Annotated in this window: 16 protein-coding genes; 5 read left to right on the top strand and 11 right to left on the bottom strand. The window is 40.4% G+C overall.

The window, feature by feature from the left end; genetic code table 11:
- Positions 1 to 71: 71 nt before the first annotated feature.
- Entirely contained in the window at positions 72 to 941 is an 870-nt protein-coding gene (locus V2H41_RS01085) for a carbohydrate kinase family protein (protein WP_330973263.1), read from the top strand.
- A 46-nt stretch (positions 942 to 987) separates the two neighbouring features.
- Here the strand turns inward: V2H41_RS01085 and V2H41_RS01080 are convergent, their stop codons facing one another.
- Together V2H41_RS01080 and V2H41_RS01075 are read right to left on the bottom strand one after the other, a co-directional pair.
- A complete protein-coding gene (locus tag V2H41_RS01080) occupies positions 988 to 2,841 on the bottom strand; it encodes a hypothetical protein (RefSeq protein ID WP_330973262.1) in 1,854 nt (617 codons plus the stop codon).
- Between the two features lie 289 nt (positions 2,842 to 3,130).
- Positions 3,131 to 4,993: a hypothetical protein gene (locus V2H41_RS01075; RefSeq protein ID WP_330973261.1), complete on the bottom strand. Its 1,863-nt coding sequence runs from the start codon at positions 4,991 to 4,993 to the stop codon at positions 3,131 to 3,133.
- 271 nt (positions 4,994 to 5,264) lie between these two features.
- Between V2H41_RS01075 and V2H41_RS01070 the strand changes: the two genes are divergently transcribed.
- Positions 5,265 to 5,912, top strand: a complete 648-nt coding sequence (locus tag V2H41_RS01070) for a response regulator transcription factor (RefSeq protein ID WP_330973260.1) — start codon at positions 5,265 to 5,267, stop codon at positions 5,910 to 5,912.
- A 156-nt stretch (positions 5,913 to 6,068) separates the two neighbouring features.
- A complete protein-coding gene (locus V2H41_RS01065; protein WP_330973259.1) occupies positions 6,069 to 6,362 on the top strand; it encodes a hypothetical protein in 294 nt (97 codons plus the stop codon).
- A gap of 57 nt (positions 6,363 to 6,419) precedes the next feature.
- Here the strand turns inward: V2H41_RS01065 and tsf are convergent, their stop codons facing one another.
- From tsf to V2H41_RS01020, 9 genes are all read right to left on the bottom strand, one after another.
- Positions 6,420 to 7,253 (bottom strand): translation elongation factor Ts, encoded by an 834-nt coding sequence (tsf, locus tag V2H41_RS01060; RefSeq protein WP_330973258.1) that lies wholly within the window; start codon positions 7,251 to 7,253, stop codon positions 6,420 to 6,422.
- Between the two features lie 116 nt (positions 7,254 to 7,369).
- On the bottom strand, positions 7,370 to 8,236 hold the full coding sequence (gene rpsB, locus V2H41_RS01055; protein ID WP_330973257.1) for a 30S ribosomal protein S2: 867 nt from the start codon (positions 8,234 to 8,236) through the stop codon (positions 7,370 to 7,372).
- A 78-nt stretch (positions 8,237 to 8,314) separates the two neighbouring features.
- Positions 8,315 to 8,704 (bottom strand): 30S ribosomal protein S9, encoded by a 390-nt coding sequence (gene rpsI / locus V2H41_RS01050; RefSeq protein WP_330973256.1) that lies wholly within the window; start codon positions 8,702 to 8,704, stop codon positions 8,315 to 8,317.
- A gap of 46 nt (positions 8,705 to 8,750) precedes the next feature.
- A complete protein-coding gene (gene rplM, locus V2H41_RS01045) occupies positions 8,751 to 9,194 on the bottom strand; it encodes a 50S ribosomal protein L13 (RefSeq protein ID WP_330973255.1) in 444 nt (147 codons plus the stop codon).
- 285 nt (positions 9,195 to 9,479) lie between these two features.
- Positions 9,480 to 10,865: a SusE domain-containing protein gene (locus tag V2H41_RS01040; RefSeq protein WP_330973254.1), complete on the bottom strand. Its 1,386-nt coding sequence runs from the start codon at positions 10,863 to 10,865 to the stop codon at positions 9,480 to 9,482.
- 21 nt (positions 10,866 to 10,886) lie between these two features.
- Positions 10,887 to 11,735, bottom strand: coding sequence for a SusE domain-containing protein (locus V2H41_RS01035; protein WP_330973253.1), 849 nt, complete (start codon positions 11,733 to 11,735; stop codon positions 10,887 to 10,889).
- Positions 11,735 to 13,351: a RagB/SusD family nutrient uptake outer membrane protein gene (locus V2H41_RS01030; RefSeq protein WP_330973252.1), complete on the bottom strand. Its 1,617-nt coding sequence runs from the start codon at positions 13,349 to 13,351 to the stop codon at positions 11,735 to 11,737. Before V2H41_RS01030 ends, V2H41_RS01035 begins: the two co-directional genes overlap by 1 nt.
- Positions 13,352 to 13,371: 20 nt before the next feature.
- Complete coding sequence (locus V2H41_RS01025; protein WP_330973578.1) at positions 13,372 to 16,371, bottom strand: SusC/RagA family TonB-linked outer membrane protein; 3,000 nt, start codon at positions 16,369 to 16,371, stop codon at positions 13,372 to 13,374.
- A gap of 120 nt (positions 16,372 to 16,491) precedes the next feature.
- Positions 16,492 to 17,199, bottom strand: a complete 708-nt coding sequence (locus V2H41_RS01020; protein ID WP_330973251.1) for an NUDIX hydrolase — start codon at positions 17,197 to 17,199, stop codon at positions 16,492 to 16,494.
- Between the two features lie 161 nt (positions 17,200 to 17,360).
- Between V2H41_RS01020 and V2H41_RS01015 the strand changes: the two genes are divergently transcribed.
- Positions 17,361 to 19,949, top strand: a complete 2,589-nt coding sequence (locus V2H41_RS01015) for a DUF4961 domain-containing protein (protein ID WP_330973250.1) — start codon at positions 17,361 to 17,363, stop codon at positions 19,947 to 19,949.
- A gap of 137 nt (positions 19,950 to 20,086) precedes the next feature.
- Entirely contained in the window at positions 20,087 to 22,186 is a 2,100-nt protein-coding gene (ligA, locus tag V2H41_RS01010; RefSeq protein ID WP_330973249.1) for an NAD-dependent DNA ligase LigA, read from the top strand.

The following is a 22,186-nucleotide window of genomic DNA, read 5'->3' as shown; positions in this document are numbered from 1 at the left end:
CATCCAAAGGAGGGTGTATGGAGGGGATACATTTCTGCATCCTCCTTTCTTTATTTGTTAAAAGAAGCTATATGAATGCTATCTGTTTTGGCGAAATTCTCTGGGACATATTACCAACCGGAAAAGTACCCGGAGGTGCCCCTATGAATGTGTGTTATCACCTAAACAGGCTGGGACAACAGGCAGCTTTGATTTCGAAAATAGGCGACGATGAAAACGGGAAGGAGCTGATTCGTTTTCTGCAAGACCATCAAGTAGTCACATCTCATATTCAAACAGATGCTGAAAAGCCCACCGGAACGGTAATTGCCACTCAAATTGGTAATGAGATGGAATACGACATCGTACAGCCAGTAGCATGGGATTATATCGATATTACTCCTTCGCTATTGCAGATGGTAAAAGAAGCAGATTATTTCATATGTGGTAGTCTGCTAGCCCGTAGTGAACACTCACGAACAACTTTATTTGAATTATTAAAAAGTGCAAAAAACAAGATTGTAGATATCAATTTACGTCCACCCCATTATACCAAAGACACTGTAACGGCGTTATTACAACAGGCAGATATTTTAAAATTGAATGACCACGAACTTACTCTTATCGCTTCTTGGTATACCGATACAGATACTTTTGAAAAGCAAGTACATATATTAAGCTCAACATTTACCATTCCCACTATACTGGTTACCAAGGGAGCACATGGTGCAACACTATTTTATCAAGAACAGTTTTATAATCATAACGGCTATAAAGTACAAGTGGCAGATACTATAGGAAGTGGGGATGCCTTTCTTGCCGGTTTTTTATCCCAACATGTATCGGGAACTTTGCCAGATGCATCTCTGGACTTTGCCTGCCGCATAGGTGCATTTGTGGCATCAAAAAAAGGAGCTTGTCCAGATTATACTCTTCAAGACATTTTGAATGTTATCCAATAATTGTAACATCTAATAAAAGAGGCCGCTTTACAGCGGCCTCTTCATTTTAGTATTTTATTACCTGTACTGTTTTACTGTACTCATATTGATTATCCAAATCTATCTGTTTGATGCGGATAAACAGCTTGTCTGCATCTTTTGTAAATGCTTGATCGCTCTTCTTACAAGAGTAAAAGCCAAATGAAGAAACCATTGCAAAAAGCAAGGACAATGCCCATAATTTATTCTTGCGGTTAAAGGCAAATAACATCAACACTACTGCAGCTAGCACAGGAATAAATAACAAACTTGCCGATATTTTCTTCTGGAAACTATACTGTAGTTCTGAAGAAGAATTTCCCCCTTCTGCTTGGCTCGCTACTTCGCCTATTTTGAAGAAGTTTTTACCATCGTAAGAAGCTTCTATTTCAAATCTGGAATTACCAACCTCTGACAGCGTGCTCCACAATACAAACAGCTCATTATTTTTTATGTACGCTTGAATAGAACCGAAAGTTACAGGAAGCGAGTGTTCATCAAGAACACCAAAGTTCACTTCTGTAATATCATCACTATTACCATCAATGGCGCCTATATTGATAATACCACTTTTATTCGATACATCAGGCACTCCTCCCACATTCACTCCTGTATATCCATATCCATCGGGCCTTTCAGAATGTGTCAATACATCACCTTCGTAATATTCACGGGTTGTAAGAATTACTTTGTACCCACCGTCCACCAAACTGTTATCAGGAGTATACAAGGTATAACTTCCATCATTTTTGGTTTGTACGGAGCTTACTACTTTCCCGTTGGGGTCTACAAGGTTTACCCATATACCGGCATCAATGCCGTTCTCTCCGTTATTAATAATGGCATCTATACTCTCATCTTTCCATATTTTACCTTTTACCAAAATAGCGCGAGTAAAAAAGCCACCTCCAGCCATTAAATCAAGGCCATGGCTATAACCGCCGCTATTGTCCTTGGTGTTGGTAGGATATTTACTAATGTTGAGCAAGTCTGCTCCAGAAAGATTGACATCTGCCGCAAATAAACTCAAACCGTATATTGTTTCTCCCGCTGAAACATTCAACGCTGACAGAGGGATAAACACGCCACTCAACATTTGAGTAGAAATGTTTTGACTGGGTTTGAGAGCATTAGGCTCACCTTGTAGTACTATTGAGGGGATTTGTACACCCGTAGCACCCCAGTCCGATTTTTTTACAAGACTTGGAGTGGCCAATTTAGTAATATTGTCGCCACTAAGACCGGTAATGGCTGCAACTTTAAAGTCATCATTACCACCACGCTCCATCAGCAAAAAACCCGAGGTATTCTTAGTAACAGCATGTACTGATACCGGATTTTCCAATATCAGATCTACTCGCTCAATATTAGTGGTAGTAGCTGCATCATTAACGAAAACATTGTCGGTTCCTCGATTGATGGTGTAACTGTTAATTAGGTTTTCCATAGTTCCTACATAATCGGGAACCATGTACACCTTATAGTTATTGGGGAAAACGTTGGTAGGTAACTCATTAGGGATTTCAAAAAGTGCTGTTGTTTTTGTAGAACCTGAGCTACGTCTTATAATTACTTTTTTAAAAGGTTTTTCGCCAGGCACCCCTTTAGTTACGCTGTAAGACTCTCCCTGAATATCAAAAAGCTTTACAACCCTGTTGAAGCCAGGAGTATTAGCATTCTTCTGCCCGAAAATTAACTCGTAATTGCGATTGGTTGCATAGGTTCCGCCATAGCCCTTAATAGTGTACTTATAGGCTGGACTTTGGGTCGGAGTGTTTCCAATAACAAAATTGATAGGCTTTTTAGGCTGTGCATTAGCCATCAAGGAAGAAAAAACTAAAAATACGGGTAAGGACACAATTAGTTTTGTCAATCTACTCATGATAAGATTAAGTTTGTGGGTTATAGGATTAAATAAATAGGGTAAATCTTATATATACGGATACATATAAGGGTAACGGTTAAATCCGGCGCAAGTTAATTCAAAATTGAATTTTGAAAAACTACTTTCCGACAAATACTGTAAAAGGGTTATATAATATATGCTTTATACCCTTTTTAAGTTATTTTTATTATCTTTAAAATTTATACATTATGTGTACAAGTGCCTTAAGATAATATCCGATACCCAACATATAACGAAGAGGCCGCTGTAAAGCGGCCTCTTCATTTTAGTATTTTATTACTTGTACTGTTTTACTGTACTCATATTGATTATCCCAATCTATCTGTTTGATGCGGATAAACAGCTTGTCTGCATCTTTTGTAAATGCCTGGTCGCTCTTCTTGCAAGAGTAAAAACCAAATGAAGAAACCATTGCAAAAAGCAAGGACAATGCCCATAATTTATTCTTGCGGTTAAAGGCAAATAACATCAACACTACTGCAGCTAGCACAGGAATAAATAACAAACTTGCCGATATTTTCTTCTGGAAACTATACTGTAGCTCTGAAGAAGAATTACCCCCTTCTGCCTGGCTCGCTACTTCGCCTATTTTGAAGAAGTTTTTACCATCGTAAGAAGCTTCTATTTCAAATCTGGAATTGCCAACCTCTGACAGCGTGCTCCACAATACAAACAGCTCATTATTTTTTATGTACGCTTGAATAGAACCGAAAGTTACAGGAAGCTGGGCTTCATCAAGAATACCAAAGTTGACATCGGTAATATCGCCGTTGCCATCAATTTCTCCTATATCAATAATTCCACTTTTGTTAGAAGTGTTGGGTGTACCGCCTACATTCACCCCTGTGAAGCCGTATCCATCAGGTCTTTCTGAAGCTGTAAGCACATTTCCCTCGTAATATTCCTTAGTAGTAAGGATTACTTTGTAGTTACCGCTCACGATACCATTATCAGGTACAAATAAAGTGTAACTTCCATCATCCGCAACCTTCACAGAGCTTACAACTTTATCATCAGGATCCACAAGGTTTACCCATATACCGGCATCAATGCCGTTCTCTCCGTTATTAATAATGGCATCTAGACTCTCATCTTTCCATATTTTACCTTTTACCAAAATGGCTTTGGTAAAGAATCCACCACCCGCCATCAAATCAAGACCATTATCCTGACTACCAATAGCTTCAGGAGTATTAGTAGGATATTTATCAATATCTAACAGATCTTCAGGAGATAAATTGACATCGTTCGCAAAAACACTGATACCGTACAAGGTAGCACCATCAGGCAAATTATTAAAAATAGACAGAGGTACAAATACCCCACTCAGTGACTGCAATGAGATAGTCTGGCTGGGATAAAGCTCTTCAGGTTGTCCTTGCAATACAACGGAAATAATATTAACCCCTGTTTGTCCCCAATAACTTTTACTTACGGTAGCTGCTGTTGTTAATTGAGTCACTTCATCGGTTACATCATTGAAACCAATGATCGCTGCCACTTTAAAATTATCATTACCACCACGATCCATTAGTAAGAACCCCGATGTTTGCTTATTAAGAGAAGCTACACTCATAGGGCTATCCAAGATCATATCCACTCGCTCAATATTGGTAGTAGTGGAGCCCACGTTTACGAAAACATTATCAGTACCGCGGTTGATGGTGTAAGTATTAATCAGGTCTTCCATATTACCTGAGTAATCAGGAAGTATATACACACTACTTCTATCAGCTACCGGATTATCTAGTGCACTAGGTATTTCAAACAGAGCTGTGGTTTTTTGGTCATTAGAACTACGTCTAATGATTACCTTTTTAAAAGGCTTCTCTCCAGGTACTGCCTTTGTAACACTATAAGATTCCCCCTCAATATCGAATAATTTTACAACCCTGTTCCATCCTGGAGTAGTAGCATCCTTTTTCCCAAAATATAAATAGTAAGTAAAATTACTCCTAAATTGAGATGTTGGTAAATAACCAGAACGGGTAAAATATTCAGGAGACTGGGGCTGGGCAGGATATTCTCCAAGAACGAAATTGATAGGTTTCTTAGCCTGCTGTGCGTTGGCTAATAATACCGAAAAAATTAGCACTAAAAATAGTGGCGTTTTGATTGCGATTTTCATAATAGTAAAATTTGCTATATTTAAATATATAATAAATAATTATAACATGTATAAAATAGCAGGTAGAGGGAACAGGTGGCGAAATTATTCTTGAAAAATTATAGAGGTGTAAAACTATTTAACAAATACTCTAAATAGGTTATATAAAAAATATTGAATACCCTTTTTAAGTTATATGAAACTTTTTTAAGTTTACAATAGTAATTATGCCTAGCACATCATAAATATCTTATCTTTAATCGATTAATAAATCAAAACCGCAAGATGTGAAATGAGACTTTCATTAAATGAAAATGGTCCTCTCGCTATTTTACTGGATGATCATAAGTTGTTTACGGACACTTTTGCACGTACGCTAGAAACCACCCGATTATTCAGTCATGTCTTTTCATTCTATGATGAAAGGGAAGTTCTAGAATTTGTCTTTAAGGAAAAACTAACCAATGAGATAGTATTCTTCATGGAATATTATATCAATAATGAAACTACTTTAAATCTACTTAAAGATATCAGACGTATAAAACCTAAATCTAGGGCTATTATCATCTCTTCTATAACAAACCCTTTATTGATAAAAGACCTGATGCGATATAAACCTCACGGGGTTATCAGTAAATACTCGTCTTTCGACGAGATTATAAAATGCCTGTACTTCGCCGGCAAAACTAAGCCTTATCTCTGCCCCGTTATACAGAAATTGCTCAATGACCCCTCTGCTGACCAAGCACTCTCTCTTACTTCTCGGGAAATCGATATTATCAGAAGATTTGCCACAGGAGAATCTGCAGCTGAAGTGGCCCAATCGCTTTCTCTTAGCCCACACACTATTGCCACACACAGAAAGAATATCTTTAAAAAGATGAGATGTAATAGTATTACAGAGCTATTGGCTATTGCAAGGAACATGGGAATTATATAGAAAGCAGATTCGTCCAATTTTTACATTCAGCCCGTATTTATTATTATTAATTAGCACAAGCTGATTGACACATCTTAGCATACCCCCTCAAGTCCCACTAAAATAGCAAAGAGACATACCACGTACATACCCATAAGATTTTACTATTTTTATAGCATGATACCTCAGTCATTTAAAGATTCTTTATCTCACTCCGCTCCACCCTCAGCATACAATGCTCTACAAAGCGCCCTCTGGCATGCTGCAAAAGGTAATTGGAATAAAGCACATCAAATAGCACAACAACACGAAGGCGCAAAAGAGTTCGATCGCCTGCATGCCTTTCTACACCGACAAGAAGGTGATGATTGGAATGCTAACTATTGGTATCGGCGGGTGGGTATACCCATGCCTTCGGTAAGTCTGGAGGAAGAACTGAGCATGCTGATACAACAATGGATACCCTCTTAAAAAATTAAAGCGCCCCACTCGGGAGCGCTTTAAAGCTATGTTAGTATCCTGATAGGTTTAACCTAATGCTACGCGTTTAAATTCTAATACTTTCACATCACCATTCTCCTTCAGGTAGTCTCCTACGGATTTACTAGAATCTTTTACGAATGCCTGAGCTACCAGTGTACTTTCTTTAAAGAAAGCGTTCAGTTTACCATCTGCAATTTTTGCCAGCATATCTTCAGACTTACCGGCCATTTTCGGATCAGCCTTGATCATCTCCATGATAACTGATTTCTCACGCTCCAGAATGTCAGCCGGAACACTGTTAGCATCCACAGCTACAGGGCTTAATGCAGCTACTTGCATGGCCACATCTTTACCTACCTGAGCAGCTTCTTTATCGAGTCCTACCAGCACACCAATACGGTATGCACCGTGAATGTAAGCAGCTACATAAGGAGCTGTTACTTTTTCAAACTTGGTGATACCAATTTTCTCACCGATAGAGGCCAGTTTATCATTTACCAGTTCAGATACTTTAACACCGTTTACCACCACTTCGTTCAACTCATCAATTGAGTTTACGTTATTATTGAGAGCTGCGTCTGCAATAGTTTTCACGAATGCTACGAAATCCTCATTTTTAGAAACGAAGTCGGTTTCGCAACTTACGCACACTACAATACCGGTTTTGTTATCGGCAGTGGTTTGCGCGATCACCACACCTTCTTTAGCTTCACGGTCGCTACGCTTTGCAGCGATTTTCTGACCTTGTTTTCTTAACCAGTCGATGGCTGCTTCAAAATCACCATTAGTTTCAGTAAGTGCTTTGCGGCAATCCATCATACCTGCTCCAGTAGCTTGGCGCAGTTTATTGATATCCTGTACTGTTATAGTTGTGCTCATTCTTATATAAATTTCAAAGTTTCAGACCAACAGGCTGTTGTAGCAACAGCCCGCTTGCCTAACTTAGTTTTTGAATAGAATTATCTGATATATCCCTAAAAGGGAAATGTGCATGCTTATCTTTTAGCTGCTCCACTTCTGGCACCGCTTCCGGAACTTCTTCTACGGCCACCACCCTGAGATCTAGCACCGCGGTTGCCTTCAGCTTCTGCTTCGGCTAGCAATTTAGCAGCCTGTTTTTCTTTTTCGTCAGCAAAGTTGTCTTCTACTTCCTCATCTTTAGCGGCCTGTCTTTCAGTCAATCCTTCCTGAATAGCGGCGGTGATATAGTTTACGATGATAGCGATAGACTTTGTTGCATCATCGTTAGCAGGAATGGGGAAGTCTACTTTATTAGGATCGCAGTTGGTATCTACTACGCCAAAAGTAGTAATACCCAAGCGTTTTGCTTCTGAAAGAGCAATATGTTCGTGTCCGATATCAACAATAAACAACGCTGCAGGAACACGGCCCAGCTGAGCAATACCACCCAATACTTTTTCCATTTTCTCCTTATCGCGGGTTAAGGTAAGACGCTCTTTCTTGGTAATGCTGTCCAGAGAGCCATCGTTCAGCATTTTTTCAATGCTCTGCATTTTCTTAACACTCTTGCGCACGGTATTGAAGTTGGTAAGCATACCACCCAACCAACGTTCAGTTACGTAAGGCATACCCACTCTTTGTGCGCACTCGGTAACGATATCTTTGGCTTGTTTCTTAGTACCTACGAATAATATTTTTTTACCGCTACGGGCAATTTGTTTCATAGCTGCTGCAGCCTCCTGCAGGCATTCTACCGTTTTGTTCAGGTCGATAATATGAATGCCTTTTTTCTCAGCAAAAATGTAAGGCAACATTTTGGGGTTCCATTTCTTCTTCAGGTGACCGAAATGAACACCCGCCTCCAGAAGCTGCTGTTGTAATGATGTATTGTTATTTTCCATCGTATAAATTTGAAAAGGATTTTAAATGCTTTCATGACCAATAGCAGGGGGTTGTAACAACCCTCCAACCACAAGCCATTATCTTTTAGAGAACTGATAGCTCTTTCTCGCTTTTTTGCGACCGAATTTCTTACGCTCAACTGAACGAGGATCACGTTTCAGCAATCCTGCAGCTTTTAACGCAGGACGATACTCAGGATTCAAGTCTACCAATGCACGAGCAATGCCCAGCATGATAGCCTCGGCTTGTCCTTTAATACCACCTCCGGTAGCATTTACCTTAATATCATACTTATCGGTTGCCTCAATAGCTTTTAACGGACGTTCTACCTGATTTTGTAAGTACACCAAGGAGAAATAGGTTTTATAATCTTTACCGTTTACAGTAATATTACCGGTGCCCTTGCTGATAAAAACACGAGCAACAGCTTCCTTACGGCGACCTACTGCATTTTTTTGTTTTTCCATCTATTTTATACGCTTAAGGCTTAAAGCAAATTGCTTAAAGCAGGTTTTAAAATTTTAATTCTTTAGGTTGTTGTGCTCCATGAGGGTGATTGGGCCCTGCATACACAAATAACTTTTTAAACATCTTACGTCCCAAACGGTTTTTAGGAAGCATTCCTTTTACCGCTCTTTCAATAATTACTTCAGGACGACGTTTTAAAAGGTCTTTCGCCAGCTCTTCTTTACGACCACCGGGATAACCGCTGAAAGTATCGTACACTTTTTGTTCCAGCTTGTTACCGCTTAACTGTACTTTCTCACAGTTTACTACAATCACATAATCACCGGTATCAACGTGTGGTGTATAATATGCTTTGTGCTTACCGCGTAAAATAGCGGCTATTTTTGAACACATACGACCTACGGTTTGATTAGTACCGTCTACAACGTACCAGTTGCGCTGTACGGTAGCCTCGTTCGCATGTTTCGTGGTGAAATGTTGCTTACTCATTTTTATATTTTCAATTTATGACTAAAAAACCGGGCTAACCCCCGATTTCCCTTCCATATTGGTTGGGGGTGCAAAGGTAGATTAGTATTTGATAAAAACAATGAAAAAGACAATATTTTTTAAAGACACCCTCACAATTAATTGATTATCAGTAAAATTTTTGACACAAAATTTTACTGCTTATCTTATTTTACAATTTTTCTGCGGGTTGTAGGTTTATAATAAAGGTAGCATTGCTGCTACCTTTATTATAATTATACCTGAATAATAAAAATAATCGGCTCCTTATTCAATCGTATAAGTGTATTTCAGCGGACTGCTTAAATCCAGCCAAACGGTTTTAGTAGCTGCTGAAACCGGGATATCCCCTCCTCCATAACTCAGATATGCTCCTCCATTACCTAAATTGATATCCCAGCCATTGTTCGCCCGAAATTTAAAATACCCCTCTGTAAAAGTTACCGTAACTTTCCATTTGCCCACTATCGGGTCGTAAACCATAGGTGTAGAATTATCCCACCCACCGGGAGTGGCATTCCCAATCAATCCCCACTCGGTTTTGGTAATTGTCCATTCCATTGTATGAACATTGGCCTTTAGTAAGTAGTAGGCACCAGTTTCAGGAAACCTCAGATTATCGCCATTAGAAACTAAGGTGCCTCCGGTTGCAGTAGAAGTGCCTCCGTAGTTGAGCGAAGACCAGTTGGGCTCGGTAGTGATTTTAAACTCACCGTTACCACCTGCAGGTATCCAGATGTATCCTTCGTAGTGAATACCGTCGGATGAAGCGATGCGCGAAGCCGTTTCAGGATTCCATCCTTGATAATCACCGGGCACATACATATATAATGTCATCTCAACAGGTGTTACACGTAAAGTTTGGACAGAAGAATAGGAAGTTTGTCCTGTCTTATTAATAATGGCTTTCACACGCACTTCAATATCATCGGTAGTATTTAGCGGTATATCCACTGTATTAGCCATCTGAAATATTTCAAATCCTGTTAGAGATTTGGAGAGGGAATCAGCAGCTATTACAATAATACCCGGATTACTAAAATTCGTTCCAGCTTTAGCATATTCCAATTCGTAATGCAAAGTGGCATTACCATATGAAGGAACCGTCCACGAAAGGGTGGTAAAAATATCGTCCTTTGTTTGCGGTGTAGGAGAAAAAGTTCCGGTTGCAGTAGCCGACAAACTAAAAGGTATCGCATAAGGCGTAACTTTCAAGTCAACAGCCGGAGAGATTTTCATATCATTGTTATTGGCATAAGAAGTTTTTAACCTCGCTTCCAAATCTACCACCTCCCCAAACGATTTTCCCCAAGCGACCAGAGCATTATTCAAATCTGAACCTTTTACCGACAAACTGTTATGCTTACCTACAACAACAAAAGCTACTGCATTAGTAAAATCAGCACCTTTAGGTGCTAGCTCTACCACATATTTATACTGAGCCTCACTAGTGGCAAACTCCGGATTGGTCCAGCTAAATGTAATTACCTCCTGCTCTGCATTCTCGTGTGATAGAGTAACGGTAGTGGTAGATAATGTTAATGCCGACTCCTTGCCAGTATTGTAATAAGGCAGCGGATCCACTTTTTCACAGGAAGCCAAACACAACAGGGCTCCCATGACACCTATGAAGAAATTGAAATTATTTTTCATAACCAGGATTTAAAGTGTTGATTATTGTCTTACCACAGCGTACCTTCCTGTCTGAAAGTTTATTGTAATCTTATAAGTACCGGCTGTAGGTGCACCCGGGAAACCGGGATCTGCATCTCGCTTTTCAAATGCGCCACCTTCCCAAGTTCCACCATCCAAAGCGTGATACTGTGCGCTCCAATCACCCTGTTTTTGAATAATCTTATACGCGCCGCCTCCTGCCATCTCTACCACTAGTTCATAATGCATAATATCGATTCTTGTAAACCGCTGTGTTACATCATAAGGCGAAGGCAACGGATTGCTCCATCCCGAAGCAAAGGCATCCCCTACCACCCACAGCTCACCATCCTCATAATTGTTGTCGGGTGTTCCTGGTGGTTCTACTGCAAAGTCCAGATAAGGATTCACTTTCAACGTAAGCGTATTGGAATAAGTAGGCACGGTACCATTGAGTAGGGTGGCTTTGATGCGTATATCTATGGACTGCTCTACACCGGGAGTAAACTCCATTTTTGATAGAAAAACATTCAGCTCTTGCACACTAAGGCTAACGCTTAAATCACTAGCGATAGACATTTCCTGCAACTTCGGACTGGTAAAATTTTTACCGGCAGTGTCGATCTGCACGATATAATAAACATTTTGCGAGCTAACGCCCGTATTAAACATATAATTGGGATTGGTCCACGATAGTACTAGTGCCACTTCTTCTTTCTTATCCTTTTCCAGTACAATCGTTCCCGATGCCGTACTGGTTAATACTGGAGGAGTGCTTCCCTCGAAGAACACCTTGTTTTCTTTCTTTGTACAAGCAAGAAAAACAACAGACAACAGCGATAGCTTTAAAAATATATTTAGTGCTTTCATTATTGCTCAGATTTATATTCAGGATGTTGAGTAAGATTGGGATTAGAGTTTAAGTTTTCAGCGGGTATGGGATAAATATTATACCGACTATTTACTGCCGTTCCCGATGCAACGCCACCTTTCCAAGGCCATAAGTAAGTACCGGTAGTAAGCTGATTGTATCTTACCAAGTCTGTTCTGCGATGTCCTTCCCAGTACAGTTCTCTGCCACGCTCATCCAACACAAATTGCAAATTGAAATCAATAGGACTTATAGGGGCGGCACCCGATCTGGCACGTAATGCATTGATATAACTCAAAGCTGTGGTGGCATTACCTCCAGAAGCTCCACGTAATACTGCCTCCGCATAAATAAGATACATCTCTGCTAGACGGAAAACAGGAAAATCAATGTCTGCAAACTCCTTATTCAAATCACTTACGGCACCACCATCTGATCTGATATTTCTCCATTTTATTACATGAAGTCCGTTATCAAACACGCCGATGTCGTTAATTACAATCTGCTCTGGCGATGTACCATACCGACTGGTGGTAAACATAGCACGCTTATCCGTATTTCCGGTTAAATCGGGGAACAAGTCTGCCAATCCTTTGGTAGCCCTATAACCAGCCCATCCGCTGTTAACACCGAAGTCCTCATTATCCGCACCGGCAGCAGCATGCACTATAAATGTAGTATTTCCAAAAGCCTTGGTTCTGGCACCATCACAAGTGATGACAAAGATGAATTCATTACGACCCTTTACATCATTATCTGCCATGAACAGCTCACGATAATTGCTATGCAGTGTGTATCCCGCATCTATCACTTTCTGAGCATAAGTGAGCGCTTCTGTATAGCGAGGCGTACCAGTGTATACATTAGCATTCAAATACATTCTGGCTAGTAGCGCCCATGCGGCACCTTGATCTACGCGTCCATATTCGGCAGTTTTGGCTGGAGGCAATTCCGCTTCGATGGCTTTCAGTTCCGTTTCGATATAAGTGAATAAATCCTCACGACTAATTTCCGGTGGCATAAAGGATCCTACCCCATCTTCTTCGGTAATGAAAGTGGACTTACCAAACAAATCCATCATCACCCAATAGTTAAAAGCACGCATAAAACGAGCTTCTGCACGGGATTTACGAATTGCATCGGCATCTGCACCCGTAATATTTCTTTCTGCAAGTTTAGCATCTGCCGACTCTCTGATATATTCATTAATTAATGTGATGTTGTAAATAGGACGCGCATACATTCCTTTTAAGAAAGGATCGGAGCTGGTCCATTGCAATGCATGAAAGTCCTTAATCGTCTGATCGTTCCAGGCTACTACCGCTTCATCTGTAGGCAGTTCCTGCAGATTAAAAAATCCTCTAATGAAGGCCACCTGCGACCCCTCATCCAGCCCACCTCCAATATCCGGATCACCTGCCGGACCATTATTACCTGTAATAGACAAGGTAGCATAAATTTTAGCCAATACGGCTTTGTAACCTTCGGGCGTACTATATACCTTTTCAGGAGTAAGGTCGTTTTTGGGAAATATATCCAGTTTCTTAGCACAGGAAGCCAGAAATATTGCAAGGGCAAGCGCGTGGATAAATGTTGTCAATAATTTTTTGTTCATATTTGACAGAATTAGAATCGTTAGAAATCGATACTGGCACCTAATGAGTAAATTCTTGGTCGCGGATAAATATTATTATCTACACCGGTGCTGCTGGCATTTTCAGGATCTGCACCTCGATACTTCGTAATCACAAAAATGTTCTGCACATTGCCGGTAAGCCTCAAGGATGCCTTACCTTTTAATACCTTACCCAAATCATATCCGAGGTTAATATTATCCAATCTAAAGAAGCTAGCATTCTCGATGTAATAATCAGATAGGTACATGTTATTGCTGAACTCCGTCTCCAGATAATTCACTGATGCATTACCAATATGCTTAACCGGGTTGAGAATATTTCTCAATGTTGCCGAACCCGATAGATAGTTGTTGTACAAATAATTGCCGATCATCCCATGACCTGCAAGTCCTGCAGAAAATTTGCCCAGTGTAACATTGGTGCTTAAACCGTAGATTACATCAGCTGCTGGCTTCATATAGTAATACCGATCGTCATCGGTAATTTGGCCGTCTCTGTTAATGTCCTCGTACAAACCTTCGATAGGACGGCCGGTTGTAGGATCATATACTTGTTTGTACGGATAGAAAACATAAGGAGCATATCCTACAGCAATTTTTCCAATATTGTTTCCGGTACCACCTGATACGCCACTAGTCGAAATACCCTTGTAGTTGGGATCAATAAAATCAATTAGCTTAGTAACTTCTGTTTTGTTATATGCCATATTAAAGCTCACATCCCAGGTCGTTCGGGCATTACGCACCGGCACAACATTGAGTAAGAACTCCACTCCTTTATTATTCAGATTTCCTACATTCTTTAAAAGCTCCACATTAAAGTTGGATCCCGGAGGTACAGGAACAACACTTAACAGGTCTTTGGTCTTCTTACTGTAAATATCAATGGAACCAGAAATTCTGTTTTGCAAGAATCCGTAATCCAAACCTATATTGGTGGTTTGTGTGGTTTCCCATTTCACATCAGGATAATACGCTGTTGGCCTTAGAAAGCGAATAAACTGATCGCCAAACTGATACTGAGCACTACCTGAACCATAGGTATATCGTGGCATATAAGAGTAGTAAGCAATGCCATCCTGTTGTCCGGTTACCCCCCATCCAATGCGCAACTTCAATTCATTGATATTATTCCCTGCGTCCGGAAAAAATTCATCCTTCAATTTCCACGCGAATGCTACAGCAGGGAAATAACCTACTCTGTTATCGCGTGAGAATTTGGAGCTAGCATCTCTTCTTAATGAAGCTGTGAGCAAATATTTATCCGACAGAGTGAAATTTACTCTTCCCAGATAAGACTCGATAGCAAATCCATTTCGGTCGTCAGGGAAGTCGGGTTTATTAGCAATGACGGTATCGATAGAACCGTCATAAAATTTTGAATAGAAGAATACATCATCGGTATAAAAATCCTGATATCCATGTCCCAGTAATACATCGATGCGAGTTTTTTCTGTAATATCTTTCTGATAGAATAGCTGAATATCGGCCAGCTTACTTGCTTTGGTTTGCTGATACTCCGAAATTCTACCCCTACTGTTAAACCCTAGGACGGAAGCAGCCATTTCGGGACGGAACTTATCTTTTCCTGAACCGGCCGAGCGATCCATGCCAACATTCAACAACAAGTGCAGATCGGGAAAGAAATGCAATTTGTAATCAGCCTGAACATTTCCAATAAATCTGTTTACAGTAGAAGTGTTATTACGTAACATCAGCATGGCTACCGGATTGCGAGTTGCAAGTGCATTCAATACACCATTGGATTGCTCCCACTCGAAAAAGCCACCATATTTATCATCGTTACGATATATAGGCTGGGTGGGATCGAAATTAACGGCAGATCCTATCGCGCCTTCATCGGCAAATCGATTATTAGTACGTGCGTATTTAGCATTAATATTTAAGGTCAAATAGTCATTAAACAATTTGGGATTAAGATTGGCCGATGCCGTATAACGATCAAATTTATTAGTAAGCAATACTCCCTCTTGTGTATAGTATCCTCCTGATAAACGATAGGGCAGCTTTATGCTTTTACCGATATCGGCACGACCCGATACGCTTAAGTTATTATCGCTACCAAAGGCTTTCTGATAAATCGCATCCTGCCAATCCGTGTTGGCGTTTCCTAGAAACCCTTTGAACTCATCTGTGCCTTTTTCGTTTACAATCCTTCTTATCTCATCAGCCGACAATACATCTACTTTATTAGCCACATGACTTAATGAAGCTCTAGTATTAAAATTGAACTTCAGTTTTCCAGAAGCGCCTTTTTTAGTAGTAATAATAATTACACCATTTGTTGCTCTTGAACCGTATAAAGCTGCAGCAGAAGCGTCTTTTAAAACGCTGATACTTTCAATATCATTGGGATTAATGGTATTGAGTAGATTTGCAGAACCCGATACTCCATTGCTTTCAACGGGTACTCCATCAATCACAATCAACGGATCATTGCTAGCATTTAACGATGCGGATCCTCTAATACGAATTTTACTTCCGCCACCGGCAGCTCCCCCACCGGGTGTGATTTCCAACCCCGGCACCTTACCCTGCAGCAATTGCTCGGAAGATGCAATATTTCCTTTCTGGAAATCTTTTTCCGAAACGGCTACCACCGAACCGGTAAGATCTGTTTTCTTACGGGTACCATAAGCGATAACCACTACGTTTTCAAGAGAGGAGGTTATGCTGGTAAGTACAATGTGCATTTCATCGCCGGTAATATTGATATCCTTAGCAGCATATCCGACATGTGATACTACTAATACATTTGTACCGGAAGGCACATTCAGTTTAAAAACACCTGTACTATCGGTGATGGTAGCATAGTGGGTGCCTTTTATTTCAACAGTAGCGCCAAATACAGGCTGGCCTGTAACTTCATCTATCACTGTACCTTTTATTTCCCTGGTTTGTGCCAATAGCGTGTTGGAGCAAATGAGTAGGGATAGCAATAGGGTAAAGAGGAATGGCAAGATGTTTTTAAATAGCATAGACAAACAATGTTATTTTCTCATTAAATATGTGTACCCAATACACAATAAAAATGGAACACAAATACAAAGATAGGGTGCAGAATGTGTATTTGATACACAAAAAGAAAAAATTTTTTCTTACCCTATTTTAGAAAGAAGGGATTTAATCACTTTGGGCTTGAATTTGTGTAACTTACCTGGCCGATGCGATACATCGTCTTCTAGCTCATCTAGTTCCTGTAACCAGTTTTTCAATGCAATTTTTTTACGGAAATTGCGTCGATCCAGCGATACACCTAATATGGCTTCATATACTTCTTGCAATGCGCGGAGGGAAAATTTTTCAGGCAATAGATTATACACTACTGGATAATCCATCACTTGGCTACGCAATAATTTTAAACAGGTATCCAAAATTTCTTTGTGGTCAAATGCAAGTTTTTTAATACTGTTGACCGAATGCCAGTGCAGGTTGCTATCGTCTATGCTAAGTTTGTGATTGTTAATATTAATCAGAGAATAATAGGCTGTACTTACTACTCTTCCCGAAGGATGGCGGTTTACCCTGCCGAATGTGTGTACCTGTTGCAGAAATACATCGTCCAACCCCGTGCGCTCTTTTAATACCCGATAGGAAGCAGCGTCTAAATCTTCATCGGGCCGCACCAAATCTCCCAGTAACGAATACAGTCCCGAAAATTCTTTTAAATCAGATTCGATCAGAAGTACTTTTAACTCCTTATTCTCATATCCGAAGATTACGCAGTCTACGGATACAGCTATATTGAAGTATTCAAGATGGCTGATTTTCTCAACTTCGGCAGTTTTCAAAACATTACTGGGCATAGCAATAACTCTTCTTTAACGTACACGTACAAAAGTAAGCATTGAAACAGCCCAACGCAAACTTTTTAAATGCTTCTTAAAACGTTTGAATTGGATAAAATTAAAATACGAGATTTTTTAATATCGATTATATACTTATATTTGTGTATCAAGTACACATTATGAAACGATTTATCTTGCCATTTTTGCTACTGTCTCTTTGCTGGGCATGCAAAAAAAATAACCTTACAGAAACACCACCACCGAATCCGGAGCCCCCTGTGCAAATACCAGCACAACAAGGTATGATTACCACAGATAAGAATTTCTATACTAGCTCCGATGCAATCACTATTACATATAATCCGGCCAAAGGCAATGCAGCCTTAAATGGATTTACAGGAGATGTATATGTACATTGGGGGGTCATTACCAATGCTAGTGCAGGTGCTGCGGATTGGAAATATGTCAAGAGCAACTCTTTTACTACTCCTGATGCAGCCTCAAAAATGACCCGCAACGCCAACGGAACGTACAGCATTACCATCACTCCGCAAAGTTTTTTCGGAGTACCTTCGGGCGAGCAAATTCGCAAAATAGCCATGGTGTTTCGCAATGCCGACGGCTCCATTGTAGGTAGGAATTACGATGGCAGTGATATTTATTTGCCCGTATATAGCAATGGGGTGAACGTACGCTTTATCCGACCGGAATTACATCCCACCTATACACTTACTCCCGTTCAACAAACTTACGCAATCGGTCAACAGATAGAAGTAACCGGTATCGCTTCTACATCTGCCAATTTAAGACTTACATTAAATGATAAAGAATTCGCTACAGCCAACAGCAGCACAATAATAACGGGCAAAGCCACTATAACAGATATAGGAACACAAACCATTAAACTCATTGCCAACGGTACCGTACAGGAGTCTTTCAGTTTTACAGCCAATGGCACGGTTGTTACAGAGTCATTGCCCGCAGGAGCTAAACCCAATGGCGTTACTTTTATCAATAATGGAACTTCGGCCATCTTTGCTCTGTATGCACCCCAAAAAAATTATGTATACGTTTTGGGAGATTTTAATAACTGGACTGCTACAGCATCGGGTTATATGAAACGCACGCCGGATGGCAATACGTGGTGGATACAAATTGACGGGCTCAATCCAAACGTCGAATATGCCTATCAGTATTGGGTGGACGGCGCCATACGAATTGCAGATCCTTATACTGAAAAGGTACTGGATCCTGAACATGATCCTTACATACCTGCTGCCAATTATCCTAACCCAGGCATTTATCCCATAGGCAAAACAACAGGTATTGTAAGTACTATCAAAGCACAACAAGAAAAGCACAGCTGGAGCTATCCATCTATCACCAAACCATCCAAAAACAATCTGGTGATTTATGAACTGTTGTTAAGAGATTTTCTTGGTGCCAATAATTATCAAACACTCAGAGATACGCTAAACTACCTAAGCAATCTAGGTGTCAACGCTATTGAACTGTTACCTATCAACGAATTTGAAGGTAACAGCAGTTGGGGCTATAATCCTTCATTCTATTTTGCGCCGGACAAATACTACGGCAGTAAAAAATCATTACAAGCATTTATCGATGCCTGTCATGAAAAAGGTATTGCCGTAATTTTAGATATCGTACTCAACCACGCTGAAGGACAGTCGCCCATGGTGCAATTGTATTGGGATGCGACCAACAATCGCCCTGCTTTCAATAATCCATGGTTCAACCCAACAGCGCCACATAGTGCACTTAGTTTCGGATACGATTTCAATCATGAAAGTTCTGCTACACGTGCCTTTGTAAAAGACGTATTAAAGTTTTGGTTGGATGAATATAAAGTAGATGGATTTCGCTTTGATTTTACAAAAGGCTTTACGCAAAAACCCTCAAACAGCATAGACGCTATGAGTGCCTATGATGCAAGCCGCATCATCATTTTAAAAGAGTACAACAATTTCATAAAATCTATTGATCCCAATGCTTATGTAATTCTGGAGCATTTGTGTGCCGATGAAGAAGAAAAAGAATTGGCTGCCGAAGGCATGATGTTGTGGAATAATCTCAATTATGTGTTCAACGAGGCCAGTATGGGTTGGCTGAGCAACTCCAATTTCTCCAGAGCGGATTACAGAACACATGGCTTTACACAGCCTGATGGCTTAATCACCTACATGGAAAGTCATGACGAAGAACGCATGATGTTTAAAAACATCACTTACGGCAATGCTTCCGAAAATTATAACATTAAGCATCTCGAAACCGCATTAAAGCGCCAGGAATTATGTGCAGCTTTTCTATTTGCCATTCCGGGTCCTAAAATGATTTGGCAGTTCGGCGAACTCGGGTACGACATTTCCATCAATGAAAATGGTCGCACCGGTGAAAAACCTATTCTATGGCAGTATAACACACAACCTGCACGAGTGGCACTAAAAAATGCATTTACATTATTTATCAATTTGAAAAAGAAGAACAGCATTTTTTCAACAACCGACTTCACTCATAATTTGGCTGGGGCCATTAAGTTTATAAAACTAAGAAATGGCAACAATACCGTAGTTGTTGTAGGTAATTTCGATGTTGTTCCCCAAGTAGCCTCTATCGATATGGGCAGCAGTGGCACCTGGTATGATGTAGCTCGTAATAACCAAGCATTGACGATTTTGGATGGGACTTATTCGGCTACATTAGCACCTGGTGAATATCATATATTTTCCAACTTTATACTGAATCCGTAAGTATATACTCTGAAAGCCTCCTCCTGTTTGTTGGTACGAATAGGCGGCATTATACCCCTACAGGAAACAAAAACTGTCATGGGTAAATTTTTTCTGTACTCCAAAATTTTTACTTTTAATTGCAGTTTTTTACCATCATGTACAGTAAGGAAAATACCATAGCATTACAGGACAGCACGCAATCATTTTTGAAAAATATTCCGGATGTCCTCACGAGTAAAGAAGAGACAGAAAAACTAAGAGATGCTTTACGGTTTCACGAATACCGATACTATATCTTAAACGATCCCTTCATATCTGATGGAGAGTATGACCAGCTTTTTAAGCTACTCGAAAGAACCGAAAAACAACATCCCGACTGGATTACAAAAGACTCTCCTACTCAAAGAGTGGCCAAAGAGTTGACCGGCAACTTCCTTACCGTACAACATCTGGTACCCATGTTATCGCTAGACAACTCTTACAATGAGGAAGATTTGCGAGACTTCGACCGTAGAGCCAGACAACTAACAGGGTTAGACAGTATCGTGTATTCGGTAGAACCGAAATTCGATGGAGGCAGTATCTCATTAGTCTACGAAAATGATTTATTAGTGCGTGGTGCTACCCGAGGTAATGGTGTGCAAGGCGATGATGTGACCACCAATATCAAACAAATACGCACAATTCCGCTCTCTGCACGTTTCAGTGATTATGGTCTGCAGCAAGTAGAGATAAGAGGAGAAGTGCTGATGAATAAAGAAAACTTCAAAAAGTACAACGAGGCTCTTATCGAAAAAGGTCTCGCCCCGCTGGCCAATCCGCGTAATGCGGCAGCAGGTACTTTGCGCATTAAAGATCCATCAGAAGTAAGAAGAAGAAATCTTGAGGTATTTGTTTACCACATTAGTGATTATACCTTGCTACCAGGAAAAGACACTCCTAAGGCATTACTATCGCACGACGCATCCTTACAACTACTATGGGAACTGGGTTTTCGAAGCCCAGTACATGAGATGCATGTATTTCGTAGTATTGATGAAGTGATTGCTTATTGTCGGGAATTTGAAGAAAAAAGAGATAGCCTTCCTTATGAGATAGACGGAATGGTGATTAAAGTAAACGACATACAGCTGCAAGAAGTACTGGGCATGACCTCTCACCACCCACGCTGGGCCATAGCCTTTAAATTCAAAGCCCGACAAGGCACCAGCAAGCTGCTGAATGTAGAGTTTCAAGTAGGCCGTACAGGATCCATTACACCTGTGGCAAAAATTGACCCCGTATATATCGGAGGTGTCACTGTAAGCTCTATATCGCTGTTCAATGAAGATGTGATTCGAGAAAAAGATGTAAGGATTGGTGATACTGTATTAGTTGAGCGTGCCGGCGATGTAATTCCGTATATCGTAAAACCATTAACCGAACTACGCAGTGGAACCGAACGACCTATCACGTTCCCCAGTCACTGCCCTGCTTGTAACAGTACCTTATTTAAGGAAGAAGGAGAAGCCGCCTGGCGTTGTGTAAATATTGAATGCCCCGCACAAGTAGTAGAGCGTATGATTCACTACGTAAGCAAGGATGCATTAGATATAAGAGGGCTAGGCGAAGCCAACATTAAGAAGTTCTATGAACTAGGGCTTTTAAAAGATATTCCAGGCATTTACAAGCTGAACTTTGCAGCCATATCCCAACTTGAAGGTTTTGGGGCAAAATCGGTTGAAAAATTGAAAGAAGCTATTGAGCAAAGTAAAAAACAACCGTTGCACCGACTCATTTTTGCCCTAGGCATCCGCTATGTAGGTGAAACAACCGCCAAAGTACTAGCACAAAAAGTCAACCATTTGTTGGAGTTGAAAGATTTGTCTCAGGAAGCATTACAAACGCTGGAAGACATAGGGCCTAAAGTAGCGGGAAGCATTGTACACTTCTTTAGTAATGAGGATAACCTGAAAATGCTTCAAGAGTTAGAAGCACTGGGTGTGGAAATGAACAATGTACAGAAACAAACCCATGGCAGCGGAGAACTGGAAGGTGTTACCTTTTTATTTACAGGAACACTTCCCACCCTCAAACGCAGCGAAGCTGAGGCCATGGCCGAAGCTAAAGGAGGTAAAATCCTAAGCGGTGTAAGTGCCAAATTAAATTACCTAGTAGTGGGCAAAGATGCCGGAAGTAAACTGGACAAAGCACAGAAACTGGGTACTGTAAAAATCATTACAGAGGAAGAATTTCTCAAAATGATTAATACCTAA

The organism is Niabella digestorum, from assembly GCF_036409055.1.
Classification (GTDB): domain Bacteria; phylum Bacteroidota; class Bacteroidia; order Chitinophagales; family Chitinophagaceae; genus Niabella; species Niabella composti.
Note: the sequence above shows the minus strand (reverse complement) of the source record. Positions and strands in the feature narration are given on the sequence as shown.